Below are 26,555 nucleotides of genomic sequence, written 5' to 3'. Positions count from 1 at the left end.
TGGCACTCTGTTGATTGGCACGGAAGGCACGAAGACTCCTCCAGGAGGACGGGACAGGGGAGACCCCGCAGGCGCTTTAGCGCCGAGGAGGCTTCCCGGACCGCCTGCGGAAAGCGAAGTGCCTGGAGTGCCAATCAACAGACTATTTTTCATAGTCTATATAAAAGGATCTATTTGAAGCATATTAGTTCAAAATAGATTCTTTTTTTTGTTTCTAATAACAGATAAGCTGCATCCCGCCCATTTTTTCATATATATAATAAAAAATAAAATGGGGTAGTACGGATGTCGAGAAGAAATACGGAACAGGAAAATTGGATTAGCTGTCTTCTTTCCTTAACCAGAATGGTTTACCTTTTTCCAGCAGAAGTCAAAGATATTGGCGGCAGTAAGTGGGGATACATTAATGCAAAGGGGGACTTTATTCTTCCTCCCAAATATGAAATGGCTCATGACTTTCAGGAAAATGGGTTAGCCATCGTTCAATTAAATAATCTTACAGGTATTATCGGCAACGACGGATATTTCATTGTAAAACCAAAATATGAAACAATCAGCCCTTTTTCGGAAGGCCGTGCCACAGCTATCGATGACGAAGGCTTTAAAGTTTTGGATGAAAGTGGGAAAGAAATTACCTCAAAGGCGTATTCCTTTATCGGAGATTACCAGGAAGGCAGAGCAGCAGCTGCAAATACAAATGAACATGGTGAGTATTTATATGGTTATTTAAATAGAAGAGGCAATGAAGTCATTCCGCTTTCCTATGAATCGGCTAGTGACTTTCAAGACGGAAAAGCCCTTGTAAAAATGAAAGAGGGCAGCTATGCTCTCATTGATCTAACAGGAAAGGTATTGAATTCATACTCTTATCCATTTGTCGACAATTATGGAGAAGGCATACTGGCATTTCGTAAAAGTAATGATGAAAAATGGGGGTACATGGACGAATCAGGTAATGTACTAATTGAACCACAGTTTACGGCAACACAGCCGTTTGTTGAAGAGAAAGCCATTGTGAATGTTGAAAATAATCATTATGGCTTGATAGATAAGCAGGGGAAATTTATCATCAAACCCCAGTATTCTAGTTTGATAAACCTTGGAGAGAATCGATATGCACTTGGCAAAGCGCAAAATCCTGAAAGGCCATATCTTTTTCAAAAGTATGCAATAGCCGATTCTAACGGTCACATCTATACAGGGTTTATCTATAATGGTGTGTCCCATTACAAGGATGGAATAGCCTCTGCCTATAATGACGAGATGACTTTCTTTATTGATAAACGCGGTCAGAGATTGGATTACCTTCCAAAGGTTCAAGGCACCGGTTCATTAGCGTTTGATAAATCTTTAATTAAGGGAGATATCGATCTCCGTATTCTCTATTTTGATAAAAAAGGCAAGTTGATTTGGAAACAAAATACACTCATACCTTTAAACGCCGATTCTTCTGTAACTGAAAATAAATTCAAACCAAATAAGGATTACTTGGTTTATTATCCACAGTTAACAGGGGTTGGTTCCGAGGAGGAAGTTAATCAGAAATTGAAGGAACTTTCCGGTGTCAAGCCTATCCCTGAACACGCACAATTGGAATCAAGCTATTCAGGTGATTTCGAGGTAAGTTTTTATAAAAATAACCTGGTAGTCTTGGAGATAAACGGATATGATTATCCTTTTGGTGCAGCTCACGGAATGCCTGTACAAAAATATGCCCATATTCACTTAAAAACGGGAAGGTTTTATCAACTTAAAGATTTGTTTAAACCAGAAGCAGATTATGTAAAGGTAATCAGTGAAATGATTGGTGAACAAATCAAAAATGATGAACAATATTCCTATGTTTTTCCAGATACCTATAAAGGGATAAAAGCAGACCAGCCTTTCTTTATAAGCGAAGGGGCATTGAATGTTTATTTCGAACCATACGAGATTGCCCCGTATGCTGCTGGTTTTCCGACCTTTACGATTCCGTTTCATGATATAAGCAGTATCATCAATCACGCTGGAGACTTTTGGAGTTCCTTTCATTAATTGACAACACCAGGACCGCGATATATTTTTAACATAGGCTAATAAAATGCTGTCTAGGGAGTGGGATGAATGAAAATAATTGATATTTCCAGAAGGCTTGAAAATGGAATGCCAGTTTGGCCGGGAGATACACCCTTTCACTATGAGGTGTCGTGGTCTAAAGCAGAAAGCGGATCTGTAAACGTTGGGAGCCTTTCAATGAGCGCTCATACAGGGACACATGTTGACGCACCTTTTCATTTTGATGATGATGGGAAAAGAATTATTGAGTTAGATCTGGAATTATATATTGGACCTGCAAGGGTTGTCGATATGACTGGGAAGGATAGCATAGGAGCTAATGATTTAGCCGATGTAGATTTACAAGGTGTGAAAAGGGTGTTGTTTCGAACACGTTCATGGCAAGATGCATCTGAGTTTCCAGAAAAAATACCCCATTTGGAAGCTGACTTAGGTCCTTTCCTTGCGGAGAGGGGAATTCGACTTATCGGGGTAGATGTTCCATCTGTCGACCCAATTGACAGCAAAGACCTTCATGCTCATCATAGTTTGAATGAAAATGGGATTCATATTCTTGAATCAATTCTTTTAGATGAAGTGGAACCAGGTGATTATGAATTGATTGCTTTGCCGCTGCCATTGGTTGAAGGGGATGGAAGTCCCGTAAGGGCAGTATTACGTATAATCTAAAAAAAGCAGCGGGAATGAATTTCCGCTGCTTCTTTTATGAAAGACTTAACATAAAACCTATATAGCCAGTAAGGATAAATAATAAACTCATTATTAATGCTATAGCTTTGGGGGCTTTTTTTATAAAAGTTACAATCATTAACGCTAGAAAAAGGATAGCGATTAGCAAAAAAATGATTGCTCCAATCCCAGGGGAAAAGTCGATAGGGAAATTTATTTCACCTGGATGGAAAAAGGAAAACAGCTTGGAAGCACCTTCTGCTCTCACCATCGAACTAAGTTCATGAGGTGGTGAAACTTGTCCGAGCGCACCAGTAATAGAAAAAACAAGCAAAACAACAATACTTTCCAGCTTTGCCCATGGACGTGGATTAAAAGAAGGATCATTTTTGAGTCTCTTCCGAATCAAGAAGCTATTGATAAAGGCGAAAGCTAGTAATGGCAAAATGGCGATATGTTTGATTAATAATGTCTGACCATAGGAAATAGCCGTTACACTAACATATTCGGACAATTCCATATGAAACGTCATTAATGATATCCCTGTTATGGACGTAATAACGAAACATAGAATAGCAACAGGTGAAAACCACTTTAAGAATTTTAGCCATTGTTCATAGTTCCGTGAAAACCAGCTTACTACTAACAGAATTCCAACCCACGTTGTAATGGCCAAAAAGTGCGCGGTATGAGTAAGGAACCCCGCCATTTTGGATAATGAAGCGGCGTGACTGGACCAGCCAAGGGAAGCAATTAAGATAAGCGTAAATGCTAGACCTGTCAAAGAGAATAATGGTTTTTGTTCAAGTTTAATTGGAATTAGATAAACGAATAGAATCAACGAAATAATCCCCGTACTAATCCATGTCTTACCAACCTCGAAATTCGTTAACACTGACTTAAGGGTATAGCCTAAACCTAGGTCCTCATATAAATAAAGAACTATTTTTAATACCGGTAAAAATGAAAATATAGCAATTCCTAAAGCTGCACCCAATAGTACAATTTTGGGAATCTTAATTTCTGGTCGAACCGATTTGGGGACAAGATTAAGAATAAAGCTTCCTAGTAACAAAGAAAAACAACTATAAAGTAACGCCTCACTTACAATACCTGCAATAAACATCTAGACTTGTTTCCTCCTAAAAATTAACCAATAGCAACCGAAACCTAAAACAATGATTAAACCAATAATCGCTGGGAGTACATAATTCATCATTTTAGGTTCTTCTGAAGCAGCCTCGGTTACTTCTGCAGCTTGATCTTTCATTACCGTTTCAGTGTCTCCGGCAGATATGGTTTCGGCAGTCGTCACATCAGAAGCCGGTGGTTCAGTTTCACTTTGTTCTGGAGGTGCAGCATTATCAGGAAGCTGAACGGTGAAAGGAATATCGCCTTCAAGCGGATGACCATCTTCTCCAATTATTTTCCAATTAATGGTATACGCTCCATTAGTAAGGTTGTCTTCGACATTGGCGATTAATTGATCACCATTAATTGAAACTTCAGAAAGTGGAATAAATGCATTTTTTTCATCCATTAAGGTAAAAGAACTAGTGGGTTCTATTGCTGTTTCAAAAGTAAGTGTAATCGCTGTAAGTGACTCCGTTACGATTTCTCCATTTTTGGGGGTAGAATCTTCCAAATGGGAATGTGCAAATACATTTGCTCCAAAAATAAAGAACAACAATGTAGACAGTAGAGCAATTTTATTTAACATCATTTTCAACTCCGATATATTGTTATCTTGCTGTTTTTCATTCTACCACTAAATCAAAGGGGGTATATCAAATTCAAGATAATGTTCACAATACGTTCAAAAATGACTTTTAACTGCGTCTAATGTATTTATCAGCCAAACCTTATTAAAAACATACATGTGCGTGATTTAAATCAATTCTTTAAGGTGAAAAGGATGCTACACTTGGTAAAAATCATAATCATGGGAGATGAAATGATGAGCAGCTTTCAAATAGAAGGACAAAGAGCCGTCATAGATATGCGTGAGAGGGTCTTAAAGGGAGAACATCCACGCAGGGAAATCTTAAATTTTGTAAAAACGGCACCGGTTGGGACTATATTTGAAATTCATTTACCCCACCCCGGAGAGCCATTAGTTGCTACTTTTCAATCTTTGGGCATGAATGCAATCGTCAACGAAGTCGAGCCTGCGCACTTCCGATTGATGGCCATAAAAATGAATGAAATTTAGATAAATGTACTGTTAGAATTGCCATTATGGAAAGGGGATATTCAAAGTGAGTATGATTCAGTTATCTCTAAATGATGTTGCCTGCTCTGGATGTATTGGAAAAATTAAAAGGAAAATAAAAAGATATAACGGGATAGAAAAGGTAAAGATTTTAGCTGGAAGTGGAAAAATTGAAATAAACTATAATGAAGCGATCATAGAATCCGAGGAAATAAATTCCACCATTCATAAATTAGCTATCCGAACCTTTGATTAATGTGCGAATTGAAGCAAAGACCCATTCCGTGTTAGGAATGGGTTTTTTATGGACACAATTTAGTAAATAGGTTAGTATCAATCTCATGTGTGGATATAATATGTAGAAATGAGATATAAAAAGGAGTCAAATATGTTAAATACCTTAAGCCCTTTTTTACAGGAAAACTGGGAAAAGTCCGGATTTCAACAACCTACTTCGATTCAGGATACAGCCATTCCGCTGATTCTTGAAGGAAAAGATTTAATCGCAGAATCTCCAACTGGTACGGGCAAGACACTTGCTTATTTATTGCCATTATTAAATAAAGTGGAACCAAATTCACAATCATTACAAGCGGTAGTTTTAGCGTCATCGCAGGAATTGGTTATGCAGGTTTATCAGGAATTTCAAAAGTGGTCAGAAGGAAGTGGAATAAGAGGCACCTCCATAATTGGCGGAGCCAACGTAAAACGCCAGCTTGAAAAATTGAAAAAGCGACCTCATGTCATTTTTGCTACACCAGGCCGGTTATTTGAACTGATCAAACAGAAAAAAGTAAAAATGCACGAAGTGAAGCTGGTCGTATTAGATGAGGGAGATCAGCTGCTGATTCCAGAGCATCTCAACACAGTCCAAAATATTGTTAAATCGACGATGGGTGACCGCCAAGTGGTCTTATTCTCGGCAACGATGAAAGCTGGAACTGAGAAATTGGCAAAGGAAATTACGAAGGAGCCCGAGATACTTCGAATAGAAAAGGATGAGCTGGCTTCCTCTGGAGAAGTTGAGCATATCTATTTTATTGCGGAACCTAGAGATAAGATTAAGCTTCTGGAAAAAATCGTTCGTTTAGATAACATCAAAGCCTTAGCGTTTATTAATGATATTGGGGAAATTGAAGTTTTTAAAGAAAAGTTCAATTTCAAAGAGTTATCAACAGGAATTCTACATAGTGACATGAAGAAATTAGAACGGCAGGCGGAGCTCAAGGCTTTCCGCGATGGCAAAACAAAAATGCTGATTGCTACTGATGTGGCAGCAAGAGGATTGGATATTCAAGGAGTTACTCATGTTGTCCACGTGGATTTCCCTAGGGATATTGCTCAGTACGTTCACAGGGCTGGCAGAACAGGAAGAATGGGAGCAAACGGTACCATCATATCCTTAGTAACGGAACGGGAAGAACGTGAATTAAAGCGTTACTGTCAAGAGTTAAACGTTACCCCTAGAAAAAGAATATTCTTTAAAGGGCAAATCGCTGAACCCGAACAAAAGGCTCGTCGTTAAAAAGGCAGAGGGAATTTCCTCTGCCTTTTTTATAATTGCTGCATTTTTCTTTCTATTATAAAATTTATAATAATGGGGGGAAGAAACATGGAAAATCCAAAGTTAACTAAATACCTTGATCATTGGATTGAGGAAGCGACTATCACTCAAATGCAGGAAAAAATGTCAAGCGGAGAGCTGACATCTAAAGAACTTGTATTGATGTATCTACATAGAATTTCTGTTTATGATAAAAGTATCCACTCAATCCTTGAGGTCAACCCTGATGCTCTTCATATCGCAGCTGCACTTGACGCTGAGCGGAAAGAAACGGGACCACGCACTGCACTGCACGGTATTCCCATTTTGATAAAAGACAATATTGATACTGCTGATAAAATGCATACTAGCGCCAGTTCTTTAGCATTAAAGGATTCTGTTGCGTTAAGAGATTCTTATGTGGCGGAACAGCTTCGCGCAGCAGGCGCAGTAATTCTTGGTAAAACGAATATGACAGAATGGGCAAACTTCATGGCTTATGGAATGAAAAGTGGCTATAGCTCTCGCGGCGGTCAGGTATTAAATCCTTATGGTCCAGGACAATTTGATGTTGGCGGCTCTAGTTCAGGTTCCGGTGCAGCTATTGCTGCGAATTTAGCAGCTGCAGCGATTGGAACAGAAACGTCAGGATCGATTTTGAATCCATCCTGCCAAAACTCATTAGTAGGAATTAAACCAACAGTAGGTCTAATCAGCAGAAGAGGTATCATACCGATTGCTCATACCCAGGATACAGCCGGGCCAATGGCTAGGACTGTCAGAGATGCGGCCATTCTTTTGAATGCATTGACAGGAAGAGATGAAGAAGATCCAATAACAAAAACAAATCCACTCGCATCCAAAGACTTTACTGAACATTTACGTAAAGATGGACTCAAGGGAAAACGGATTGGCATTGCTTTAGATGGATTCATCGAACATTTAAGTGAAGAAATGCTTAAGATTTTCCATGACGCTGTCGCTGTTTTGGAGGCAGCGGGTGCGGAGATTATTGAACAAATAGACATTCCATCTGCGAATGAAAAGTGGCGGTATGACGTATTAACATATGAATTTAAACCAGACTTAAATGCTTATTTGAACAAACTTCATCCCTCTATACCAATTAGAACGTTGAGCGATTTAATTCAATTTAATAAGGAAAATGAAGAAACAATGCTTAAGTATGGACAGGAAGTCCTGATTCAATCAGAAGCAACTAGTGGTTCTTTAACGGAAGCGGATTATGTGGATTGGTTGGAATTTGATTATTATCATTCTACCCAACAGGGAATTGATTATGCGATTGAGAAGTATCAATTGGATCTTATTCTTTTTCCAAGTGAAGAGGCCTCGCATATTAGTGCGAAAGCTGGCTATCCGACAATTGCAGTTCCTGCTGGTTATACGTCTATCGGAGAACCGGTTGGAATTACTTTTGCCGGAACCGCTTATAGTGAACCCACGTTGATTGAAGCCGCTTTTGCTTTTGAACAATTTACGAAGTTCCGTAAAGCACCAGTTCTTGTGGGAGAATAACTTCATTTATTTTCACTCATACTATTTATGTATTCTCTAAAAAGGAGATGATAGTGTGGGTAGACAGAAACTCGGTAATGCCAATGCCCAGCGAAATAACAATCGTAAAGAGGCAATGAGAACGCCTGAAGAACTTGTTGAATTTGAAACTGGAGAAAAATTAAAACGTAACCGTCCACATGGAAAATAAAGAAAGCGCCTCCTATACAGGAGGCGTTTCATTTTTATGAAATTGTAGATATCTGATTGATATTAGTCATCACCAACATACTTTAGTGCCTTTTTTGCTGGTCCTTCAATTACTTCCCCATTATAAGCGAACCGTGAACCATGACATGGGCAGTCCCATGATTTTTCTGCATGATTCCATTCACATTCACAGCCTAAATGCGTACAAGTGGTATCCACAATATAAAGCTTTCCGTTTTCATCCTTATAGGCGCCAGCACGCTGCCCTTTATGCATGACAACAGAACCTTCTCCATTTACTAAATCCCCAGGATCCTTTGGCACAAACTCAAGTTTTCCTTTAATTAAGTGTTTGGCCACGTCTGCATTAGTTGAAATAAATGATTTAATATCTGGGTCTGCGTCAAAACGTGATGGAGTATACAATTGCTTATATGGGTTTTCATGGTTTAATACATAATCAGTAAGTAAATGCCCTGCAAGAATGCCGGAAGTCATGCCCCATTTTTTATAGCCGGTTGCGACTAAAATATGCTCTTTATCTCTAGTGAGTGGACCGATGTAAGGCACCTTGTCCAATGTCACTAAATCCTGTGCAGACCAACGGTAGTGATATTCAGAAAGGTCAAACACATCTTTTGCAAACGACTCAAGTGCAACAAAGTGGCTTAACGTATCAACACCCTGACCTGTCTTATGATTTTCGCCGCCAAGAATAAGGAGATTTCCCCCATCAATTGGTGTATAGCGAATAGAGCGTGTCGGACTGTCAGCACTGATATACATTCCGCCAGGATATTCCTTATTGGTTTTAATCCCGATGGCGTAAGATCTTTCCGCATACATCCTTGCAAAATAGAGACCTGGTTTATCATAAAATGGGAAATGGGAGGCAATAATCACATGGTTGCAGGCTACTTTATGTCCACCCTTTATCTTTACTTTTGGCTGGGTTGTTTCGACATCCTCGATTCCTGCTGCAACTGAATTTTCATAAACCATACACCCCGCCTTGACCGCCTCTTCTAACAGCCCTTTTAAAAATTTCAGTGGATGGTATTGTGCCTGATTCCGCATTAATAGCGCAGATTTTATTTGAATATCAAAGGGAATGTTTCCTACTAGGTCACCGTCAATCCCGAGCCTTTGATAAGCAGACATTTCTGTTTCAAGTTTCTTATCATACTGATCAGATGTGGCATAAACAAAAGCATCTTGTTTACTAAAATCACAATCTATTCCTTTTTCCTTGGAGGTATTCTCAACGAATTTAATGGCATTAGAAGTGGATTCGAAATATAATTTAGCCTTTTCCTCCCCAAAATGACTGATTAATTCATCGTATATCAATCCATGCTGAGCGGTCAGCTTTGCGGTTGTATGACCTGTGGTCCCGTTTAACACTCCGCCTGCTTCAATAATTGCTACCTTTACGCCTTTTTTGGTTAGCAAATAAGCAGCAGTAATACCTGTTATACCTGCACCGACAATGGCAACGTCAACCGTAGTATCTTCATTCAACTTTTCAAACGTGGGTAACTCTATTTCACGCCAATAGGTTCTAGGAAAATGGTGGGTGCTTTCAGATGAGCTCATATGTCCTCCTCCAGTACTATATACATATGATTAATTTTTCCAAGTTTAACGAAATCATGTAATGGTTATTTTTAAAAAAATATTATTTGAAAATAGATTTGGATTGACGAAAGATGTCGGTATTGATATTTTTTATAATATAGAAACTATTTTGTAAATTTAGAAGAGGTGCTGATATGGGGAAGAGATTTGAGACAGAAATTTTACATGGCGGGAAAAAAAGTAATAGTAAAATTGTAAGTAAAGTTACACCAATTTATCAGACCTCTGCATTTGTCTTTAAAGATCTTGAGGAACTAGAAGGCTTTTATCACGGGAATGGTCAGTATCTTTATTCTCGTGTAGGAAATCCCAATACAGATGAACTAGGGGAAGCCGTTGCAAGACTCGAGGGTGCTCCCGCAGGTGTCGCCTCTTCTTCGGGATTGTCAGCGATATTAGCTGGTGTTTTGGCAGTAGTAAAAAACGGAGACCATATTATAGCAGCAGATGATTTATATGGCGGCAGCTTCCATATGTTAAAAGAAGAATTAAATCAATTCGGGATTGAAACGACGTTCGTCTCTTTTAAAAATCTTGATGATGTAGAAAAAGAGATTAAAGAGAATACAAAACTTCTTTATACAGAATCCATAACAAATCCATTGTTAAGGGTGGAGGATATTAAAGGAGTAGTAGAACTTGCCCGTAAGCACCAGCTTAATACCTTGGTTGATAATACATTTGCCACTCCATACCATTGTCAGCCATATCCAATGGGCATTGATTTAGTAGTTCACAGTGCAACCAAATACATTGGCGGTCATAGCGATGTAACCATTGGTGTTCTTACAGGTAGAGAGGATTTAGTTTCCAGTGCCCGCGCTAAAATTGTTAACCTAGGCACGAATGTCAGTCCATTTGAAGCCTGGCTGACATGCCGCGGTTTAAAAACATTAGCCCTGAGAATGAAAGCTCAATCCGGTAACGCAAAGAAATTAGCTAAAGCATTGGCACATAACACTTTTGTTGAAAAAGTATACTACCCATTTGAACAAGAAGAAGGTTTTGGCGCAATGGTAACCATCGAGCTTTCGAAAAAGGTGGATACCAATCACTTTTTCCGCTCGTTAGAATGGATCAAGATTGCTCCAACACTTGCTGGAGTTGAAACAACTGTTTCCCATCCACTAACCACTTCCCATCGCTCTCTTCCGCGAGAAGCATGTGAAGCATTAGGCATTACCAAAGAGGTAGTCCGCATTTCTGTAGGAATCGAACATGCCGAGGATATTATTGCAGAATTTGAAAAAGCAATTGAAAAATCAATATAAATAAGAACCCTAGAATCCAGGGTTCTTCACTTTATTGTTATAAGATTAGTCCGTTTCTTTTTTAACCGGGTCAATACGGGTGGAGTCTTCAGAGTTAAGCGTCCCTCTTAAAAAATAAACCATTGTACCCCCAACAAAACCAAGACAAATGATAAACCCAATGGTAGTGACCCACCATCCAGCCATTAAAATCCCCCCTTCATTGTCCAGCTACAGGCGCCATCGGCTCGAGGTCATAAGCCAATCCGTCAAGAAGGTTAAAGAGCAACCTTCATGCCGGCTCGTCTTATGCTTGTCGCCGATAAGCAGGCGCCTTCCGCTTTTCTAATGTTTATGCGAAAGGGGGAGCATTGTATTATTTATTTTTTCTTTTCTAAATCCGCATAATAATCTACTTTCTTAATATTTACTCCGACAAACGTTTCAATGATGGATTGACCGCCTGCGATTGAAAAAATCAAAATGATCACAAACGTTACCCGGGGAAAAAGTAGATATCCGCCTCCAAGAAATATCGCACTCCAGACGCCGGCACACCAATAACATTTCAATAAATACCCGAACATGCCTTTTGGTACTTCCTTCGTTTCGACTCCATGATTGGTTTCTACTTTAATTTTCTTCATAAATGGCTTACGTATAAATTCAGTAATTTTATCAAAAACAATTAAATGGGTTAACCGATAGCTTGCCAAAATTAACATGACATAGGTAATCCACGAAATGTCTCTCACACTTTTTTCCTCCGAACTTTACATAAAAAATTTTAGTTTGACCGTCTGTATATTTTGGACCTGAAATCAAAAATATATATCGGAGGAGGCGAAAAAATGAAAAAATCATTTTGGTTAAGTTTACTGTTTTTACTATCACTTTTTAGTATTCCAAATGTGTCGTTTGCCCAGCAAATTTACACCGTTCAACCAGGAGACACACTTTGGAAAATTGCCGTTCGTTACCAAGTTGGGATATCTGAAATCATCTCAGCGAATCCGCAATTTAGTAACCCAAACCTGATTTATCCTGGAAATAAGGTTACAATTCCTAATTATGATGCAACCAAAAGCATTGAAAGCCAAGTTGTCGAATTAACGAATCAAGAACGGGCGAAAAATGGTTTAGGACCTTTGACACAAGATTGGGAACTATCAAGGGTTGCACGATATAAATCGGTGGACATGAGGGATAATAACTATTTCAGCCACACTAGTCCGACATACGGCAGTCCATTTACCATGATGAAGAATTTTGGTATCTCCTATCGCGCCGCCGCCGAAAATATTGCAGCAGGGCAAACAACGGCACAGGGAGTTGTCAACGCATGGATGAACAGCTCGGGGCACCGTGCCAATATATTAAGCACAAGATATACACATATTGGCGTTGGTTACGCACAAGGCGGATCGCAAAGACATTATTGGACACAGATGTTTATCGCTAAATAATCGCCAAAAGGGTCAGTACCTCACAAGGGACTGACCCTTTCTACGTCTCAAGACCGATATGAAAATAAAGCGCTGGTTCGTTATGAGAAATTTGGAATAGAGGTAAGATGAAATCAAGATAAAGAAAGGAGGAAATACAAAATGAAAAAATTTGGATTACTACTAGCTGGCGGAATTGCAGCGATCATTTTACTTTCATCAATAGGTCCGATGATAGGATTACTAGTTGGTCTTGCAGTTCTGTACTTCATTTTTAAACAGTTCTTAAAGTCTGAATCAACAGGAGGCAAGATTGTTCTTGGGATTATCGGTTTTTTTGTCCTAATGGCCTCTATTCATAACGCTCCAGCAATTATTGGTGTTGTTGCTGCCTATGTACTTTATCTGGTTTATAAAAACTGGAATAGCAGTAAAAAGACTGTTGTAAAAGAGGAGTCTGACCCTTTTGTAAATTTTGAAAAACAATGGCATGAATTAAATAAAAACTAATCTGAGGAGAGATATAAAATGACAAACCTATTAACTAGAATTAAAGATACGATTATGGCGGATTTACATGCTGCAGTTGATCAAAAAGAAAAGCAAAATCCAATTGCCCTGCTAAACCAATATCTTCGTCAATGTGAACAAGAGACCGACAAAGTTAGAAAGCTTGTGGAACGTCAATACGCACTAAAAGATGAATTCACTAGAGAATATTCTCAAGCAGTGGAATTGGCAGAAAAGAGGAAATATCAGGCGGAGATTGCTTCTAAAGCAGGTGAAACTGAGCTGTATGAATTTGCTGCAGCAGAACATCAGCAATACTCAAGTCGTGTTGAACGTCTTAGGGATTCACTAGAGCAGGTGAAAGGACAGCTTGGTGAATTAGAAAGAAAATATGAGGAAATGAAACATAAGTTAAAAGATATGCAAATCCGTCGATTGGAATTAATGGGCCGTGAGAATGTTACCCGTGCTAATCATCGAATGAATCAAGTATTGGACTCAAATCAGACCGCTGGCAATGCAAACGCGCGTTTTCAAGAAATTGACTCTTACTTAGATCGTTTAGATCATCAAGTAAAAAGTTCTTATTACCGCGATACCATTGATGCAAGAATTGCACAATTAGAAAAAGAAATGAAATTAGAAGAAAGCAAGTCCATTTAATAACCAAAACATGGTATCCTATAAAGGTGCAGTCTGTATGCACCTTTTTGGCCATATCATGGAACAAAAACCAACAAGGGAGGGGTAGGCCAAATGTTTAAAAATGCGAAACATGATTATACGGGATGGCTAGTTGTAATTGGGGTTGTCGTTCTGCTGTTAGAAATTCTATTTTTCAACAGTGGTCTAATATTCTCCCTCGTATTTTCAAGTGGACTCATTTATATAGGCAGAAGAAAAGCAGGGAAGAGGAGCGGAAAAGTTCTTTTCTTTGCTGGGATTATTTTTTTATTAATCAGTGTGTTTAGCATGATGACCTTCAAGTTTTTATTGCTGGCTATTCTTTTGCATTTTATTATTCAATATTCTAACTCTAAAAAGAATCCTAGTAAGATTACATTAGATATCAAAGAATCAGAGCAGGTTCAGCAGGAAGAGACGCTGATTAAGACCAAGCCGCTCTTTGAAAATATATTTTTTGGACAGCAAAAAACACCTAGCAGTGTTTATGAATGGAATGACATTAACATCCAATCCGGGATTGGAGATACAATCATAGATTTAAGTTATACTGTACTGCCTAAGGGTGAAACCATTATCTTTATCCGAAATGTCATTGGCAATATACAAATCCAAATACCATATGAAATAGAAGTAAGCGTTCATCACTCGTCTGTTATTGGCGCGACAACGGTTTTTGAAAATCATCAGGCTCAGGTTTTTAACCAGGCTTTCCACCTGAAGACTGCTGGCTATGACCAGGCAGAGCAAAAGGTGAAAATCTTTACCTCCTTGTTAGTTGGCAATTTAGAGGTGAGCAGGATATGAGCACAATCCAAAGGCAGGTTGTTTGGAATATCGCTTTTTCAATGATGATTGCTCTTGTTGTTGCCGCCACCTTTATCATTGTTTTTCCGATATCAGATTGGTCTGAACTATGGAATCGGCATTTTATGGATATCCCATTTGTCATATTTATTCCAGCATTCAGTATTGCTCTTGGAATCCTATTGGGCATATTTTCGGGTATTTTCTGGAGAAGACAGTTTCAGGCTGTTGAGCATTCATTGCACCAGTTAGAGCAGGGGAAACAAATTGGTTCTGACGGAAAGCAAACCATAACAGAAATGCAAAGTATAGCGGAACAGATTGATCGGATAGGCCGGCAAATGTCTGAACAAGCCAAACTTTCACAACGATTGGCTACAGAAAAGGTTGAAGATCAGGAAGCGAGGATTCAAGAAATAATTGAACAGGAACGAAACCGCCTCGCCCGTGAATTACATGATTCCGTCAGTCAGCAATTATTTGCAGCATCGATGATGATGTCGGCCATCAATACAACTAGACAAGGTGCGAATGAAGAGGATAGGGAAGCGAAGCAGTTGAAAATGGTGGAGGAAATGATTCATCAGTCTCAACTTGAAATGCGTGCCCTGCTTCTTCATTTGCGTCCAGTTGCGTTAAAAAATAAAACGCTGCAAGAAGGAATTGAAGAGTTGTTAATCGAATTATCACAGAAAGTAACAATGGAAATTAAGTGGAAGGTAGAAGCATTTTCACTTGATAAAGGAATTGAAGATCATCTTTTCCGTATCCTTCAAGAGTCTGTATCCAATACCCTTCGCCATTCAAAGGCGAACAAACTTGAGGTTTTATTGATAAAGCGGGATGACCTGGTCATTTTAAGAATTGTCGACGACGGGACAGGTTTTGAAGTTGATAACATGAAGGCTGGATCATATGGAATGCAGAATATGCATGAGAGGGCACTTGAAGTTGGCGGCACTTTAAAGGTAATTAGTGTTAAGAGTAAAGGTACAAGGCTGGAAGTGAAGGTACCTGTTATGACAAATGGAGATGGTGTAAATGATTAAAGTAGTCTTTGTTGATGATCATGAGATGGTGAGAATTGGAGTTTCCGCTTATCTATCAGCACAGCCAGACATTGAAGTCGTAGGTGAGGCGGCTGACGGTAAAAGGGGTGTTGAACTGGCACTTGAACTCAGACCTGATATTATTTTAATGGATTTAGTCATGAAGGAAATGGACGGGATTGAAGCAACAAAGCAAATTATCGAAAAATGGCCTGAAGCAAAAGTTATCATCGTCACCAGCTTTTTAGACGATGAAAAGGTGTATCCTGCACTAGAAGCCGGTGCTGTCAGCTATATGTTAAAAACTTCAAAAGCAGATGAAATTGCTAATGCAGTTCGCGCTACATATCATGGCCAGTCCGTTCTTGAGCCTGAAGTAACAGGAAAAATGATGGTTAAAATGCGCCAGAAACAGCAGCATCTGCCACACGAAGAACTCACTACCCGCGAAATGGAAATATTAATGTTAATGGCAGAGGGGAAAACCAACCAGGACATCGCTGACGAATTATATATCGCATTAAAAACCGTAAAAACCCATGTCAGTAACATATTAAGTAAACTAAACGTCCAAGACCGAACACAAGCAGTCATCTACGCCTTCAAACATGCCTTAATTAAATAACCCTCTTTTAAAAAGGACTGGAAAGGTCCTTTTTATATTGGATTGGCTGTGTTAAAGCAAACTATCAAATCAACATACAAATTTAACACAGCCCTTGAAAAAATTTCCCTACTAATCTTAGAACTTGTCTCATAGCTTATTAAAAGTGAGATTGTTTTAAAGGGGAGTTCGTAATGGCTATCTTTTACAAAGGGATATTATTTTTAGCCCTATCCGCTTTTTTAGGGGAAGGTGTAGAGTTCTTAGTTAATTTAATTCTAGCAAAAGAATTGGGCAAGCATGGATTAGGTTTATATATGTCTATCCTTCCATCCATATATCTGCTAGTCCTATTGTCAAGCTTTGAGCTGCCGGTCTCAATATCAAAGTTTGTTGCTGAAAAAGAAGATAGGTTTCATCGAAACATCCTATATCATGCCATTACGATTACCATTATTTTTACGAGTATCCTCTTGGTGTTCGCTATGGTTCTTATTCCGTTTATTTCAGTTTTTGATGGTTACCATCCTTATACAAGATGGTTTATTATTCTGCTCGTACCTGTCATATCCTTTACCTCTGTAGCACGGGGTTATTTTATGGGCAGGCACAAGATGGGGAAAATCGCCATTGCTAATTTCATAAGAAAATCAGTTCAACTAGTATTACTATATCTTTTATTTCGTTTCTTTCAATTTGACTCAGAAGCCTCGGTACTCATTGCAATTGCTTCATTTATTGGCAGTGAAATTGCTGTGTTTCTTTATTTATGCTACATGTTAATTATTCAATTTCAGCAGCTTAAACGAATGCCCTTTTCCAATTTAAATCGTAAAGCTGTTCGGAAAAATTTAATGGCCGTCTCGGTACCAACGACAGGGTTACGATTATTCTCCGCTTTGACAGGTGCGATACAACCCTTTTTAATAAAGGCGGCATTGGTTCGGTCTGGACTGTCGGAAACCATTGCGACTGAGCACTTTGGCATGCTAATGGGAGTTGCCGCGTCAATTGGTTTTTTCCCGGCGTTCATTGCTCATTCTTTAATGACTGTTTTAATACCGGCTGTCTCGAAAACGTATTCGAATAGAGATTACTCAACATTGCAAAAAATGCTTTCACAAGTAATGATGCTTACATTTCTTTATGGGGTGCCAGCCGTGGTTGTTTTCTATGTTTTTGCCCCGCAGCTAACTTCCATATTCTTTGAATCTTCAACTGCCGCTAGTTATTTACAAATGCTCTGGCCGTTTTTTCTATTCCATTTTTTTGTGATGCCAATGCAAGCATTTTTAATTGGCTTAGGACTTATAAAGGAAACGTTTATTCATGGTATTTGGTCAACAATTGTCTCTTTTGCAATCATCATTGTCCTATCATCACGCCCTGAATGGAGGATGGACGGTGTAATTATCGCTATGAATACCGGTTCAATTTTATTGGCATTGATGCATTATTTGAGCATTTGTAAAAGTATTGGTGTTTCGATCTTTATGAAAGGTCTTATACAGAAAAATAATTAAGAAAAAAATGCTGGTTAGTGTAGGGGTTGGACATGTTTATTCCGTCTATTAGTTTAAGAGGTTTTAAAAGGAAAGAAGGTTTGAAAAAATGCGGGATAATATGACTGATTCGTTTGAAGTTATGGTGAAAGAACATGGGAAAGCCATTTTTAACTATATATTTTCATTAGTTAGACAAAAAGAACTTTCAGAGGACTTGTACCAAGAGGTCCTGGTTTCTGCATATTTGGCATTTCATACGATTAAGGACCCTACACGGTTGAGAAGTTGGTTATTTACAATAGCTAGAAATAAATGCAAGGATTATTGGCGAAAAGAAAATAAAACAAAACAGTTTTGGAAGGAAGAGGTGTATGCTTATTCTGCTGCAGTTGAATCTCCTCCTCTTCCAGAAGAAGAGGTCTTACATAAAGATACTGTGAAAAAAATGGCTGAAAGTGTCAAGACGTTACCTGAGATATATCAGTCTGCTATTTTTCTATATTATTTTAAAGACCTTACTTTAATTGAGATATCAAAAAGAAGTAATATCCCAATATCAACAGTGAAAACTAGAATGAAAAGAGGAAAAGAGCACCTTAGACCGAAGCTCCAATCCTTTGCATAATAAAAAGCCGGGAGAAAACTCCCGGCTTCTATTATTATTCCTTAGATGAAAGAATTCCGAAGATGCGCAAAATGCTTACGAATAGATTGATAAAGTCTAAGTAAAGATTTAATGCCATCAAAGGAACCTCTTCAGCACTTACACCATAATGCTTCATACGGTTGAAATCATATAGAACGTAGCCGCTGAATACCACTACTCCGATAAATGAGAAGGCCAACATTGCTGTAGAACTTAACGGCATAAAAATATGCCAGATAGATATTGCAACTAAAGCAAGCAAGGCAGCAAGTAAAAATCCACCTAAAAAGGAGAAATTTCGTTTTGATTTAGTGGCATAAATGGCTACTCCTGTAAACACTACAGTGGTACTAGCGAATGCCATCATGACAACGTTTGCCCCAGCAGTCATGGCATAATAAGAAACAATCGGGTACAGTGTTATCCCTGAAATAAAAGTGAAGACATACAGGAAAGTATAAGATATTGCTTTTTTGCGTCTAAAGAAAAAGGCAATCATCAACAAAACGAATTCAAGGATTGCTAATGGTAAAAATAATGCCGGCGGTACAAAGGTTCCTGCCATGGTCCCAACGAAGGCGATGGCTAAAGAAAGAGCGAATGTCCTAATAACAGATGGCAAAAATTCAGTAGATGTTTGTGTATACAATTTTTTTCACCTCGAAAATAGTTTATATCTAGAATATACGAAGAAAAGGTCAAGATGTTTCATTTATCTAGAAAAATCTTTTTCTGCTTTTAATAAATCTCGTATTTCAGCAAGTAATTCTTCTTTCTTGTCAATTTGAACCACCACTTTAACTTCTTCTTCTTTCTTTTTAAAACGAGAAAGGAATTTAACAAACATAAATATAGAAAAAGCAATGATTAAGAAATCGATAATCGATTGTAGGAATACCCCATATCTTACTTCCCCAAACGCTAGGTCCGCGACACTAACCCTTCCCACGAGCATGGCAACGATTGGCATAATAATATCTGCAACAAGTGAGGAAACGATTTTCCCGAATGCTCCGCCAATCACCACACCGACAGCGAGATCAATCACATTGCCTCTCATGGCAAACTTCTTAAACTCATTTAACATAAAAAAACCTCCAAATTTCATCTGTATAATCAGCAAAGAGCAGCTTCTTATTCAGAAGCTGCTCCATTTATTATATCATTAAAATGCCCAATTGCCTTTTCTAAATACCGGTTCGCTTGTTCCATCGGCTTTAATGCCATCGATGTCCATATCTTGAGAGCCAATCATAAAATCGACATGTGTAATACTGTCATTTAGACCATTTTCTTTTAGTTCTTCAGCGGACATTTTCTTACCGCCTTCAATACAGAACGCATAAGCGCTTCCGATTGCTAAGTGGTTTGAAGCATTTTCATCAAACAAAGTATTATAGAATAGTACATTAGATTGTGAAATTGGTGAATTAAAAGGAACGAGTGCTACTTCACCAAGATAATGCGAGCCTTCATCCGTTTCAACTAAACGCTTTAAGAACTCCTCACCTTCTTCAGCCTTATAATCAACAATTCTGCCGTTTTCAAAGGTAACAGAGAAGCGGTCAATAATATTTCCGCCGTAGCTTAATGGCTTTGTGCTTGCAACGGTACCATTTACACCATCACGATGAGGAACGGTGAAGACTTCTTCTGTTGGCATATTCGCCATAAATTCAAAACCATTTTCATTTATACTGCCAGCCCCAACCCATAGATGGTTATGCGGGAGTTCGATTGTTAAGTCTGTTCCTGGTGCAGTATAGTGAAGCTTTTGATAGTGTCTTTCATTTAAATAGTTAACCTTTTCATGTAAGGTTTCATCGTGCTTCTTCCAAGCCTCTACAGGATTTTCAGTATCGACACGAACAGCTTTGAAGATGGCGTCCCAAAGTAATGAAACTTGTTGATCACTTGGTGCGTCAGGGAATACCTTTGCAGCCCATTCAGGAGATGGTGCAGCAATCACTGTCCAGCTCACTTTATCAGATTGAACAGCTTTACGGTAATTAGCTAAAGCAGTTCCAGCAGCTTTTTGGAAGTTAGAAATACGTTCTGGATTTACCCCATTTAATAAGTCAGGGCTAGAGGAAACGATCGACATAAAGGCAGCGCCTTGTTCGACCAAGTCTTCCATCTCTTTTGCACGCCAAACAGGATATGTAGTAAAAGCATCATCTGGTGCTAATTCATACTTTGTTCTAGATACAACATCGTCGTTCCAGTTAACCACAACGTTATGTGCACCCGCCTCATAGGCCTTTTTCACAACCTGGCGGACAAATTCTGCGGCATCTAACGTGGCAATGACAACCAAGGTTTGGTTCTTCTGAATATTTATACCCACCTTAACAGCAAGCTCTGCATATTTCTCAAGGTTTCTTTGAAATTCACTCATATTATGGTCTCCTTTTTTCAGAATCTTCCTTTTTCATTTTAGCCGTTTTAATATGAAAAAGAAACTGATAACAGTTTAAAGTGGTTCACTTTAAAATTAGGTAAAAAAATAAGCAGGGATGTGAATCTCTACTCTAATTTGCTTCCATATACTTTTATATTAAAATAAACACCTGCAGAAAATAATACTAAAAATGTAATAATGCCGGACCATGAAGTGGGGGACATAAATTGGGATAATTCCATTAATACCACCATCCTTATATTAGAAAACGATTACAAATTAATTATAATAGTAAACCAGTAAAATGTGAACATTTTAGTACAATTCATTGGCGATTTTTTGAACAAAAAATCCTAATTAGGATCCAATGCAGTTTTCTTTTCAAAGGAATAAAACATTATCCAATACAATCCTGCACTTGCAAGCGCCAGAAGGCATAATACGAAAAATGTCCACTCATACCCAATCAAAACGGTCAATGGGATCGATAAGGGAGCAATGGTGCGGCTGATTGTAAAACGTAAGCTGGCTGCAGCAAAATATTGTCCTCGCATATGCTCAGGTGCAAGTTTCGAAACAAAGCTTTGTTGAATTCCAGCTCCCATTAACTCCGCAAAAGTAAACACCGCCATCGCGATAATAAATCCCCAGATCCAATGAGTTTGACTAAAGAGTACAATCGAAATCGCATAAATAACGGAGGAAAAAACAAACACATTTCGTTCTTTATATTTTCCCATCCATTTTGTAATCACAACCGTTAATAAAGCCACAAGAAAGCCGTTTTCAGCAAGCACAATTCCAAAGGCTTGCTCACCTTTAACGGTAAATGACCAGTCACCTATTGAAAACAGAGTTTGAAGATCAATTACGTCTTTCATATAAACAGGAAATAATAAATCCAATTGCATAAAAGTTTGACCTGCTAAAACACCTGCAATAATAAAAAGAAGGAAGGTTTTATCATTTATGATTAAAGTGTAATCCTTCAGCTGGTTTTGAAGGAAATAGTACCATTTTCGGTCAGCATCCAAGGGATCGGCTTTTTGTAACGGTGCTGTCTCTCTTGTCCATTTTGCTAAGATTAAGCCTAGTAACATACAAACAATACCAGCAAAGAGTAAAGTTTCAAAACGATAGTTTACATAAAAAATTGCCCCTAAAATAGGACCAATTACCACGGCGATATTAATGGAAGTGTAGAAAATGGCAAATACATTGCTTCTATCTTTTTCGTCAACGACATCTGCGACCATTGCTTGACTGGCTGGCCAATAAAATGAGCCGAATACACCAGCAATTGCAAAGGCGATAAATCCCACCCAAGGTGATTGAAGCCAAGGAGAACTAGCTGCAGCAAAAGCTAAAAAAGAAAGACCTTGTCCAATGGCTGAAAGAACCATCATCCGTTTACGCCCAAAACGATCGGCACAGTATCCGCCCATTAAGTTCGCGATGACTGAAAAAATCTGTGAAAATACCAATAATAAACCAGCTTTGCTTTTACCGAATTCATCTGCGAAATAGATCGTCAGAAAAGGAAAGAACATCCAAAAAGTAATGTTCATCATGGCTTCGCTAAATAAACGCACCTTTAAATTAGGATCCCAATCTCTAATCCTCATGCTGTACCTCCGAAACAAATATGTATGATAGCGCTTTTTCATCATACTATCCTCAAAGAGATAAATACAAGAAAAAGATAGGTAATAATGAATACCTATCCGGTTTCTAGTCCTAGTCTTTCAGAGCTTTATTTAAGTAATGCTATTCTGTAATTCAAGTAATAATATGCTATATTATTATTCAATGGTTCACTGAAAGGATGTTTATAATGAAAAAAAGTGTAGTTATAGCCGAAAAACCCTCTGTCGCTCGAGATATAGCACGAGTATTGAATTGTAATAAAAAAGGTAACGGTTTTTTAGAGGGAGATAAATATATAGTTACTTGGGCACTTGGACATTTAGTTACCCTTGCAGATCCGGAAGTGTATGACGATAAATATAAATCCTGGAAACTAGAAGATTTACCGATGCTTCCAAACGAGTTAAAGCTTGTTGTTATAAAGCAAACGAGCAAGCAGTTTCATGCTGTGAAAAGCCAACTGCAACGCTCTGATGTCGGGGAGGTTGTTATTGCAACAGATAGTGGTCGTGAGGGGGAATTAGTTGCAAGGTGGATACTTGTTAAGGCAAAGGTTAATAAACCTACAAAACGTCTATGGATATCTTCCGTTACGGATAAAGCAATTAAAGATGGCTTTGCGAACTTGAAGCCGGGTAAAGCCTATGAAAATTTATATTCATCTGCTGTTGCACGGTCAGAAGCGGATTGGTATATTGGTCTGAATGCAACACGTGCATTAACAACCCGTTTTAATGCCCAGCTAAACTGTGGCCGGGTTCAAACCCCTACGGTTGCTATCATTGCAGCACGGGAGGACGAAATTAAAAACTTCAAACCTCAAACGTATTACGGTATCGAAGCGCAAACATCAGACAATTTAAAATTGACTTGGCAGGATGCAAAAGGAAATAGCCGTAGCTTTGATAAAGAGAAAGTCGCCGCAGTTGTGAAAAAACTGGGCAGACAAAACGCCATTATAAAAGAAATTGAGAAAAAACAGAAAAAATCTTTTTCACCTGGACTTTATGATTTAACTGAACTCCAGCGCGATGCGAATAAAATGTTTGGGTACTCTGCAAAGGAAACGTTAAATATTATGCAAAAACTTTATGAGCAGCATAAAGTCTTAACCTATCCTCGCACAGACTCACGTTACCTTTCATCAGATATAGTTGGTACGCTTCCAGAACGTTTGAGAGCTTGTGGTGTTGGAGAATATCGTCCGTTAACGAATAAAATCTTAAGCAAGCCGATAAAAGTTTCGAAAGCATTTGTGGATGACAGCAAAGTATCTGATCACCATGCGATTATTCCAACAGAAAGTTATGTCAACTTCTCAGCCTTCACAGATAAAGAGCGGAAAATATATGACTTAGTGGTAAAACGATTCTTAGCGGTGTTATTCCCAGCATTTGAGTATGAACAGTTAACCCTTCGTGCAAAAATCGGAGAGGAGAACTTTGTTGCAAGGGGAAAAACTATTTTATCAAGTGGATGGAAAGAGGTATACGAGAATCGCTTTGAAGACGAGGATGCAACAGACGACCTTAAGGAACAAATCCTTCCTCGCATCGAAAAAGGCGTTACCTTAAACGTGAAACTCATTGCTCAAACATCAGGTCAAACTAATCCGCCTGCCCGTTTTAATGAGGCAACATTACTGACGGCAATGGAAAATCCAACGAAGTATATGGAAACCAATAATAAATAACTGGCTGAAACGTTAAAATCGACTGGTGGATTAGGAACTGTCGCTACACGTGCTGATATTATTGAAAAGCTGTTCAATTCATTTTTAATCGAAAAGCGTGGCAAAGACATTCACCTTACATCAAAAGGACGTCAATTGCTGGATTTGGTGCCTGATGAACTAAAGTCACCTGCCTTAACGGCTGAGTGGGAACAAAAGCTTGATCAAATTGCCCATGGTAAGTTGAAAAAAGATGTTTTTATCAGCGAAATGAAAAAATACACAAAAGAAATTGTCGCTGAAATTAAATCGAGTAATAAAAAGTATAAACACGACAATATCTCAACAAAACATTGTCCGGACTGTGGAAAACCAATGCTTGAGGTTAATGGTAAAAAAGGAAAAATGCTTGTGTGCCAAGACCGTGAATGTGGACATCGAAAAAATGTTTCGCGAGTCACAAATGCCCGCTGCCCACAATGCCATAAAAAACTGGAGCTTCGCGGCGAAGGGGAAGGACAAATCTTCGCTTGTAAATGCGGTTACCGTGAGAAACTATCTGCTTTCGAAGCGCGCCGCAAAAAAGAATCTACTGGTAAAGTGGATAAACGTACGGTGCAAAAGTATCTGAAAAACCAAAACAAGGAAGAAGAGCCAATTAATACAGCTTTAGCAGATGCTTTAAAGAAGTTGAATCTAAAATAAGGTGTATGTGTTCCAATTAAAATGTTTTTTTTAAGAAATAAAGGCTTTATATACGAGTTATGCATAAAATCTTGTATATAAAGCCTTTTTTAAAATTTTTGCTTATGGAATTAAAGCACCCAGTTAGCGTAAGTACATAATACCTGTATCGTGAGAACCAGCTCTTTCAAATCATAACAAATCGTAACATTTGCCTTAGACTTGCAAGTAAAGACACTTGTCCAACCCTTCGCTGGTCTAGGGTTTAACCTTCTTATGAACACCTATGTCTTTCGATCTCTTCTATCAGAGCACACCATAGGGCAGGAGTTACCTGGGCTACCTTTATCCTCTTACGGCAATCCTTCAGTGGGAATTTTCACATTCTTGAGAATGTCCGTACTAAAATAAAGGCTTGAATATCGTTACACTAAACATGTACGTCTGCGTACTCTATAAACTCATCTATATACCAATGCTTGTATGGTTCATGATTTTGATTGGCCCTTTCCCTTAGGGTAGAAAACCAGGCTTGTCCTTTCTTCCAATGTTTAAATAAATCACTCAACGAATGCCCCTTTTTTGCTTCCTTGGCAAAAAGGACTGGCATCATCTGATTCGGAATTTTTTCTTTAAAGCCCATTGCTCTCCTCGCTAATACGAGGGCAGCACTTTGATGAATGGAGAGTCCGTATGTTTTTTGATATTTAACCCGTCCTATTAAAGAAGAATAATAGACGGGAACCTGCGCAAGCGTTACTCGCTCCTTAATGCTTTTAGAAATCAAAGTGGTGATGATTTTTCGATACACAAAATTACTGCTCATGCGATTGAATTTAGTATTTTTGCTTAAATCGTTTTTAAAATATAAATCTTCAATCGTGATGATGTCGATGCCAACCGATTTTATCCATTCGATGACGGAAGCAACGATGTTTCCTATCGTCCAATTCCGTTTCTCTGAGCGAACGCTATTAACATCATCCATCCAAAATACTTTGCTTACTCTAATATTCCCATTAGGATGAACGATGCTAACGGCTAAATTGTCAGGATTGATGTCAATGCCTGCACAGCCATTTGTGAAATTATAGGCGGATTCTAACTGTTGATTGAAGGTTAAGTGGACATAGTATTTTCCGTTTTCTCTTAGAATTCGGACACTATAGGCCTTTCCACTTGAAAGATAGGTAAAAATCGTCAAGATGTGTTTTTCGGAGAATTGGACTTCAAAACGCAGTCGGTCATTTCTTTTAGAGGACAATGGGTTCAGCACATTCATTTCTACGGATCGGTCTTGTAAATGATGCAATTTGATATTTTCATTCCCTGCTTTAGAGGCTTCCCCGCGAGAAAAAAGAGCGTTGGTTCGTGAATCAATCCACTCCTGTTTGGTGATTTTATGCTTATTTAAAAGGATAAGCCTTTTCTTCGTACCGTCCACGACTTTTGGAACACTACCGTTATCAATATGATATTGATAATACTTTATTTTCTTGGTTAATTTTTTGATTCGGTACTGATTATAAAGGATGAGGTCTTCCTTATTGGACTTTCTGGATTTTTGGATTTTCTCTATTTTCTTTTCTAATTTTTGTATAGCTGTCTTGTATTGCTCAATATATAAAGGCAACAATTCCTTTTGCGAGGAAATGGAAGCTTCTGCTTCAAGAAACGCATCCCTCATATAGCGGGAGTTATTTAGAAATAGTGGCTTAGCTTTCGCGACTGCATTCTTTCGGTCCAATCCATCAAAGATGCGTTCGCGAATAAAACGTTTAGCGGATTGAAATTTACGCATGAGTT

26 protein-coding genes and 1 pseudogene are annotated in these 26,555 nt (G+C 38.5%); 17 read left to right on the top strand and 10 right to left on the bottom strand.

Going from position 1 to position 26,555, the window contains the following annotated elements:
• Positions 1-285 precede the first annotated feature (285 nt).
• Together ACIQAA_RS05610 and kynB are read left to right on the top strand one after the other, a co-directional pair.
• Positions 286-2,034, top strand: a complete 1,749-nt coding sequence (locus ACIQAA_RS05610) for a WG repeat-containing protein (RefSeq protein ID WP_402616105.1) — start codon at positions 286-288, stop codon at positions 2,032-2,034.
• Between the two features lie 69 nt (positions 2,035-2,103).
• Positions 2,104-2,724 (top strand): arylformamidase, encoded by a 621-nt coding sequence (gene kynB, locus ACIQAA_RS05605; RefSeq protein WP_402616102.1) that lies wholly within the window; start codon positions 2,104-2,106, stop codon positions 2,722-2,724.
• 34 nt (positions 2,725-2,758) lie between these two features.
• Here the strand turns inward: kynB and ACIQAA_RS05600 are convergent, their stop codons facing one another.
• Together ACIQAA_RS05600 and ACIQAA_RS05595 are read right to left on the bottom strand one after the other, a co-directional pair.
• Positions 2,759-3,850, bottom strand: coding sequence for a copper resistance D family protein (locus ACIQAA_RS05600; RefSeq protein ID WP_402616099.1), 1,092 nt, complete (start codon positions 3,848-3,850; stop codon positions 2,759-2,761).
• Complete coding sequence (locus ACIQAA_RS05595; protein ID WP_402616096.1) at positions 3,851-4,444, bottom strand: copper resistance CopC family protein; 594 nt, start codon at positions 4,442-4,444, stop codon at positions 3,851-3,853.
• Between the two features lie 204 nt (positions 4,445-4,648).
• Here ACIQAA_RS05595 and ACIQAA_RS05590 point away from each other — a divergent pair, with 204 nt between their 5' ends.
• From ACIQAA_RS05590 to ACIQAA_RS05570, 5 genes are all read left to right on the top strand, one after another.
• Complete coding sequence (locus ACIQAA_RS05590; RefSeq protein WP_402616094.1) at positions 4,649-4,936, top strand: amino acid decarboxylase; 288 nt, start codon at positions 4,649-4,651, stop codon at positions 4,934-4,936.
• A gap of 52 nt (positions 4,937-4,988) precedes the next feature.
• Positions 4,989-5,192 carry a heavy-metal-associated domain-containing protein gene (locus tag ACIQAA_RS05585; RefSeq protein WP_402617080.1) on the top strand — a complete coding sequence of 68 codons (204 nt, stop codon included), beginning with the start codon at positions 4,989-4,991 and terminating at the stop codon, positions 5,190-5,192.
• Positions 5,193-5,324: 132 nt separating this feature from the next.
• On the top strand, positions 5,325-6,461 hold the full coding sequence (locus tag ACIQAA_RS05580; protein ID WP_402616091.1) for a DEAD/DEAH box helicase: 1,137 nt from the start codon (positions 5,325-5,327) through the stop codon (positions 6,459-6,461).
• A gap of 87 nt (positions 6,462-6,548) precedes the next feature.
• Positions 6,549-8,018 (top strand): amidase family protein, encoded by a 1,470-nt coding sequence (locus ACIQAA_RS05575; protein ID WP_402616088.1) that lies wholly within the window; start codon positions 6,549-6,551, stop codon positions 8,016-8,018.
• A gap of 55 nt (positions 8,019-8,073) precedes the next feature.
• Positions 8,074-8,208: a hypothetical protein gene (locus ACIQAA_RS05570; RefSeq protein ID WP_283863792.1), complete on the top strand. Its 135-nt coding sequence runs from the start codon at positions 8,074-8,076 to the stop codon at positions 8,206-8,208.
• 62 nt (positions 8,209-8,270) lie between these two features.
• Here ACIQAA_RS05570 and ACIQAA_RS05565 read toward each other — a convergent pair whose 3' ends face one another.
• Positions 8,271-9,803 carry an FAD-dependent oxidoreductase gene (locus tag ACIQAA_RS05565; protein WP_402616084.1) on the bottom strand — a complete coding sequence of 511 codons (1,533 nt, stop codon included), beginning with the start codon at positions 9,801-9,803 and terminating at the stop codon, positions 8,271-8,273.
• A gap of 176 nt (positions 9,804-9,979) precedes the next feature.
• Between ACIQAA_RS05565 and ACIQAA_RS05560 the strand changes: the two genes are divergently transcribed.
• Positions 9,980-11,116, top strand: a complete 1,137-nt coding sequence (locus tag ACIQAA_RS05560) for a trans-sulfuration enzyme family protein (protein WP_402616081.1) — start codon at positions 9,980-9,982, stop codon at positions 11,114-11,116.
• 45 nt (positions 11,117-11,161) lie between these two features.
• On the opposite strand, the gene ACIQAA_RS05555 is transcribed toward ACIQAA_RS05560, so the two are convergent.
• Together ACIQAA_RS05555 and ACIQAA_RS05550 are read right to left on the bottom strand one after the other, a co-directional pair.
• On the bottom strand, positions 11,162-11,302 hold the full coding sequence (locus ACIQAA_RS05555; RefSeq protein WP_402616078.1) for a hypothetical protein: 141 nt from the start codon (positions 11,300-11,302) through the stop codon (positions 11,162-11,164).
• A 173-nt stretch (positions 11,303-11,475) separates the two neighbouring features.
• Entirely contained in the window at positions 11,476-11,850 is a 375-nt protein-coding gene (locus tag ACIQAA_RS05550; protein WP_402616075.1) for a DUF1360 domain-containing protein, read from the bottom strand.
• A gap of 96 nt (positions 11,851-11,946) precedes the next feature.
• Here ACIQAA_RS05550 and safA point away from each other — a divergent pair, with 96 nt between their 5' ends.
• The 8 genes from safA to ACIQAA_RS05510 all read left to right on the top strand — a co-directional run bounded on the left by safA (position 11,947) and on the right by ACIQAA_RS05510 (position 18,324).
• Positions 11,947-12,561 (top strand): SafA/ExsA family spore coat assembly protein, encoded by a 615-nt coding sequence (safA, locus tag ACIQAA_RS05545; protein WP_402616073.1) that lies wholly within the window; start codon positions 11,947-11,949, stop codon positions 12,559-12,561.
• A 141-nt stretch (positions 12,562-12,702) separates the two neighbouring features.
• The gene (locus ACIQAA_RS05540; RefSeq protein WP_402616070.1) at positions 12,703-13,050 is read left to right on the top strand and encodes a lmo0954 family membrane protein; all 348 of its coding nucleotides are present in this window, start codon (positions 12,703-12,705) and stop codon (positions 13,048-13,050) included.
• An 18-nt stretch (positions 13,051-13,068) separates the two neighbouring features.
• The gene (locus tag ACIQAA_RS05535; protein ID WP_402616067.1) at positions 13,069-13,713 is read left to right on the top strand and encodes a PspA/IM30 family protein; all 645 of its coding nucleotides are present in this window, start codon (positions 13,069-13,071) and stop codon (positions 13,711-13,713) included.
• Between the two features lie 93 nt (positions 13,714-13,806).
• Entirely contained in the window at positions 13,807-14,541 is a 735-nt protein-coding gene (gene liaF / locus ACIQAA_RS05530; protein WP_402616064.1) for a cell wall-active antibiotics response protein LiaF, read from the top strand.
• Positions 14,538-15,590 carry a sensor histidine kinase gene (locus ACIQAA_RS05525; protein WP_402616061.1) on the top strand — a complete coding sequence of 351 codons (1,053 nt, stop codon included), beginning with the start codon at positions 14,538-14,540 and terminating at the stop codon, positions 15,588-15,590. The genes liaF and ACIQAA_RS05525 overlap by 4 nt, the downstream gene beginning before the upstream one ends.
• Positions 15,583-16,215 carry a response regulator transcription factor gene (locus tag ACIQAA_RS05520; RefSeq protein ID WP_402616058.1) on the top strand — a complete coding sequence of 211 codons (633 nt, stop codon included), beginning with the start codon at positions 15,583-15,585 and terminating at the stop codon, positions 16,213-16,215. The genes ACIQAA_RS05525 and ACIQAA_RS05520 overlap by 8 nt, the downstream gene beginning before the upstream one ends.
• Positions 16,216-16,388: 173 nt before the next feature.
• Complete coding sequence (locus tag ACIQAA_RS05515; RefSeq protein ID WP_402616055.1) at positions 16,389-17,717, top strand: oligosaccharide flippase family protein; 1,329 nt, start codon at positions 16,389-16,391, stop codon at positions 17,715-17,717.
• Between the two features lie 88 nt (positions 17,718-17,805).
• Entirely contained in the window at positions 17,806-18,324 is a 519-nt protein-coding gene (locus ACIQAA_RS05510) for an RNA polymerase sigma factor (protein WP_402616053.1), read from the top strand.
• Between the two features lie 34 nt (positions 18,325-18,358).
• Here ACIQAA_RS05510 and ACIQAA_RS05505 read toward each other — a convergent pair whose 3' ends face one another.
• From ACIQAA_RS05505 to ACIQAA_RS05490, 4 genes are all read right to left on the bottom strand, one after another.
• Entirely contained in the window at positions 18,359-18,994 is a 636-nt protein-coding gene (locus ACIQAA_RS05505) for a Bax inhibitor-1/YccA family protein (protein ID WP_402616050.1), read from the bottom strand.
• Between the two features lie 63 nt (positions 18,995-19,057).
• Positions 19,058-19,432 (bottom strand): large conductance mechanosensitive channel protein MscL, encoded by a 375-nt coding sequence (gene mscL / locus ACIQAA_RS05500; protein WP_402616048.1) that lies wholly within the window; start codon positions 19,430-19,432, stop codon positions 19,058-19,060.
• A 78-nt stretch (positions 19,433-19,510) separates the two neighbouring features.
• Entirely contained in the window at positions 19,511-20,743 is a 1,233-nt protein-coding gene (locus ACIQAA_RS05495) for an aminopeptidase (protein WP_402616045.1), read from the bottom strand.
• A 356-nt stretch (positions 20,744-21,099) separates the two neighbouring features.
• Positions 21,100-22,371, bottom strand: a complete 1,272-nt coding sequence (locus ACIQAA_RS05490) for an MDR family MFS transporter (RefSeq protein WP_402616042.1) — start codon at positions 22,369-22,371, stop codon at positions 21,100-21,102.
• Positions 22,372-22,580: 209 nt separating this feature from the next.
• On the opposite strand from ACIQAA_RS05490, the pseudogene ACIQAA_RS05485 reads away from it, so the two are divergent.
• Positions 22,581-24,770 (top strand): annotated as a pseudogene (locus tag ACIQAA_RS05485) (DNA topoisomerase III).
• Positions 24,771-25,179: 409 nt separating this feature from the next.
• On the opposite strand, the gene ACIQAA_RS05480 reads toward ACIQAA_RS05485, so the two are convergent.
• Positions 25,180-26,550: a hypothetical protein gene (locus ACIQAA_RS05480; RefSeq protein WP_402616039.1), complete on the bottom strand. Its 1,371-nt coding sequence runs from the start codon at positions 26,548-26,550 to the stop codon at positions 25,180-25,182.
• Positions 26,551-26,555 lie beyond the last annotated feature (5 nt).

This window comes from Neobacillus sp. NPDC093182 (assembly GCF_044754045.1).
This window is presented reverse-complemented; position numbering and strand designations above follow the sequence as displayed.

What these genes read in the sequence shown, in the direction of transcription:
- liaF (WP_402616064.1), top strand. Translation starts at nt 13,807, where the DNA reads ATGTTTAAAAATGCGAAACATGATTATACGGGATGGCTAGTTGTAATT.
- ACIQAA_RS05540 (WP_402616070.1), top strand. Translation starts at nt 12,703, where the DNA reads ATGAAAAAATTTGGATTACTACTAGCTGGCGGAATTGCAGCGATCATT.
- ACIQAA_RS05535 (WP_402616067.1), top strand. Translation starts at nt 13,069, where the DNA reads ATGACAAACCTATTAACTAGAATTAAAGATACGATTATGGCGGATTTA.
- ACIQAA_RS05610 (WP_402616105.1), top strand. Translation starts at nt 286, where the DNA reads ATGTCGAGAAGAAATACGGAACAGGAAAATTGGATTAGCTGTCTTCTT.
- ACIQAA_RS05600 (WP_402616099.1), bottom strand. Translation starts at nt 3,850, where the DNA reads ATGTTTATTGCAGGTATTGTAAGTGAGGCGTTACTTTATAGTTGTTTT.
- ACIQAA_RS05480 (WP_402616039.1), bottom strand. Translation starts at nt 26,550, where the DNA reads ATGCGTAAATTTCAATCCGCTAAACGTTTTATTCGCGAACGCATCTTT.
- kynB (WP_402616102.1), top strand. Translation starts at nt 2,104, where the DNA reads ATGAAAATAATTGATATTTCCAGAAGGCTTGAAAATGGAATGCCAGTT.
- ACIQAA_RS05490 (WP_402616042.1), bottom strand. Translation starts at nt 22,371, where the DNA reads ATGAGGATTAGAGATTGGGATCCTAATTTAAAGGTGCGTTTATTTAGC.
- ACIQAA_RS05510 (WP_402616053.1), top strand. Translation starts at nt 17,806, where the DNA reads ATGCGGGATAATATGACTGATTCGTTTGAAGTTATGGTGAAAGAACAT.
- ACIQAA_RS05525 (WP_402616061.1), top strand. Translation starts at nt 14,538, where the DNA reads ATGAGCACAATCCAAAGGCAGGTTGTTTGGAATATCGCTTTTTCAATG.
- ACIQAA_RS05515 (WP_402616055.1), top strand. Translation starts at nt 16,389, where the DNA reads ATGGCTATCTTTTACAAAGGGATATTATTTTTAGCCCTATCCGCTTTT.
- ACIQAA_RS05495 (WP_402616045.1), bottom strand. Translation starts at nt 20,743, where the DNA reads ATGAGTGAATTTCAAAGAAACCTTGAGAAATATGCAGAGCTTGCTGTT.
- ACIQAA_RS05565 (WP_402616084.1), bottom strand. Translation starts at nt 9,803, where the DNA reads ATGAGCTCATCTGAAAGCACCCACCATTTTCCTAGAACCTATTGGCGT.
- ACIQAA_RS05560 (WP_402616081.1), top strand. Translation starts at nt 9,980, where the DNA reads ATGGGGAAGAGATTTGAGACAGAAATTTTACATGGCGGGAAAAAAAGT.
- ACIQAA_RS05555 (WP_402616078.1), bottom strand. Translation starts at nt 11,302, where the DNA reads ATGGCTGGATGGTGGGTCACTACCATTGGGTTTATCATTTGTCTTGGT.
- ACIQAA_RS05585 (WP_402617080.1), top strand. Translation starts at nt 4,989, where the DNA reads ATGATTCAGTTATCTCTAAATGATGTTGCCTGCTCTGGATGTATTGGA.
- ACIQAA_RS05580 (WP_402616091.1), top strand. Translation starts at nt 5,325, where the DNA reads ATGTTAAATACCTTAAGCCCTTTTTTACAGGAAAACTGGGAAAAGTCC.
- ACIQAA_RS05520 (WP_402616058.1), top strand. Translation starts at nt 15,583, where the DNA reads ATGATTAAAGTAGTCTTTGTTGATGATCATGAGATGGTGAGAATTGGA.
- mscL (WP_402616048.1), bottom strand. Translation starts at nt 19,432, where the DNA reads ATGTTAAATGAGTTTAAGAAGTTTGCCATGAGAGGCAATGTGATTGAT.
- safA (WP_402616073.1), top strand. Translation starts at nt 11,947, where the DNA reads ATGAAAAAATCATTTTGGTTAAGTTTACTGTTTTTACTATCACTTTTT.
- ACIQAA_RS05595 (WP_402616096.1), bottom strand. Translation starts at nt 4,444, where the DNA reads ATGTTAAATAAAATTGCTCTACTGTCTACATTGTTGTTCTTTATTTTT.
- ACIQAA_RS05575 (WP_402616088.1), top strand. Translation starts at nt 6,549, where the DNA reads ATGGAAAATCCAAAGTTAACTAAATACCTTGATCATTGGATTGAGGAA.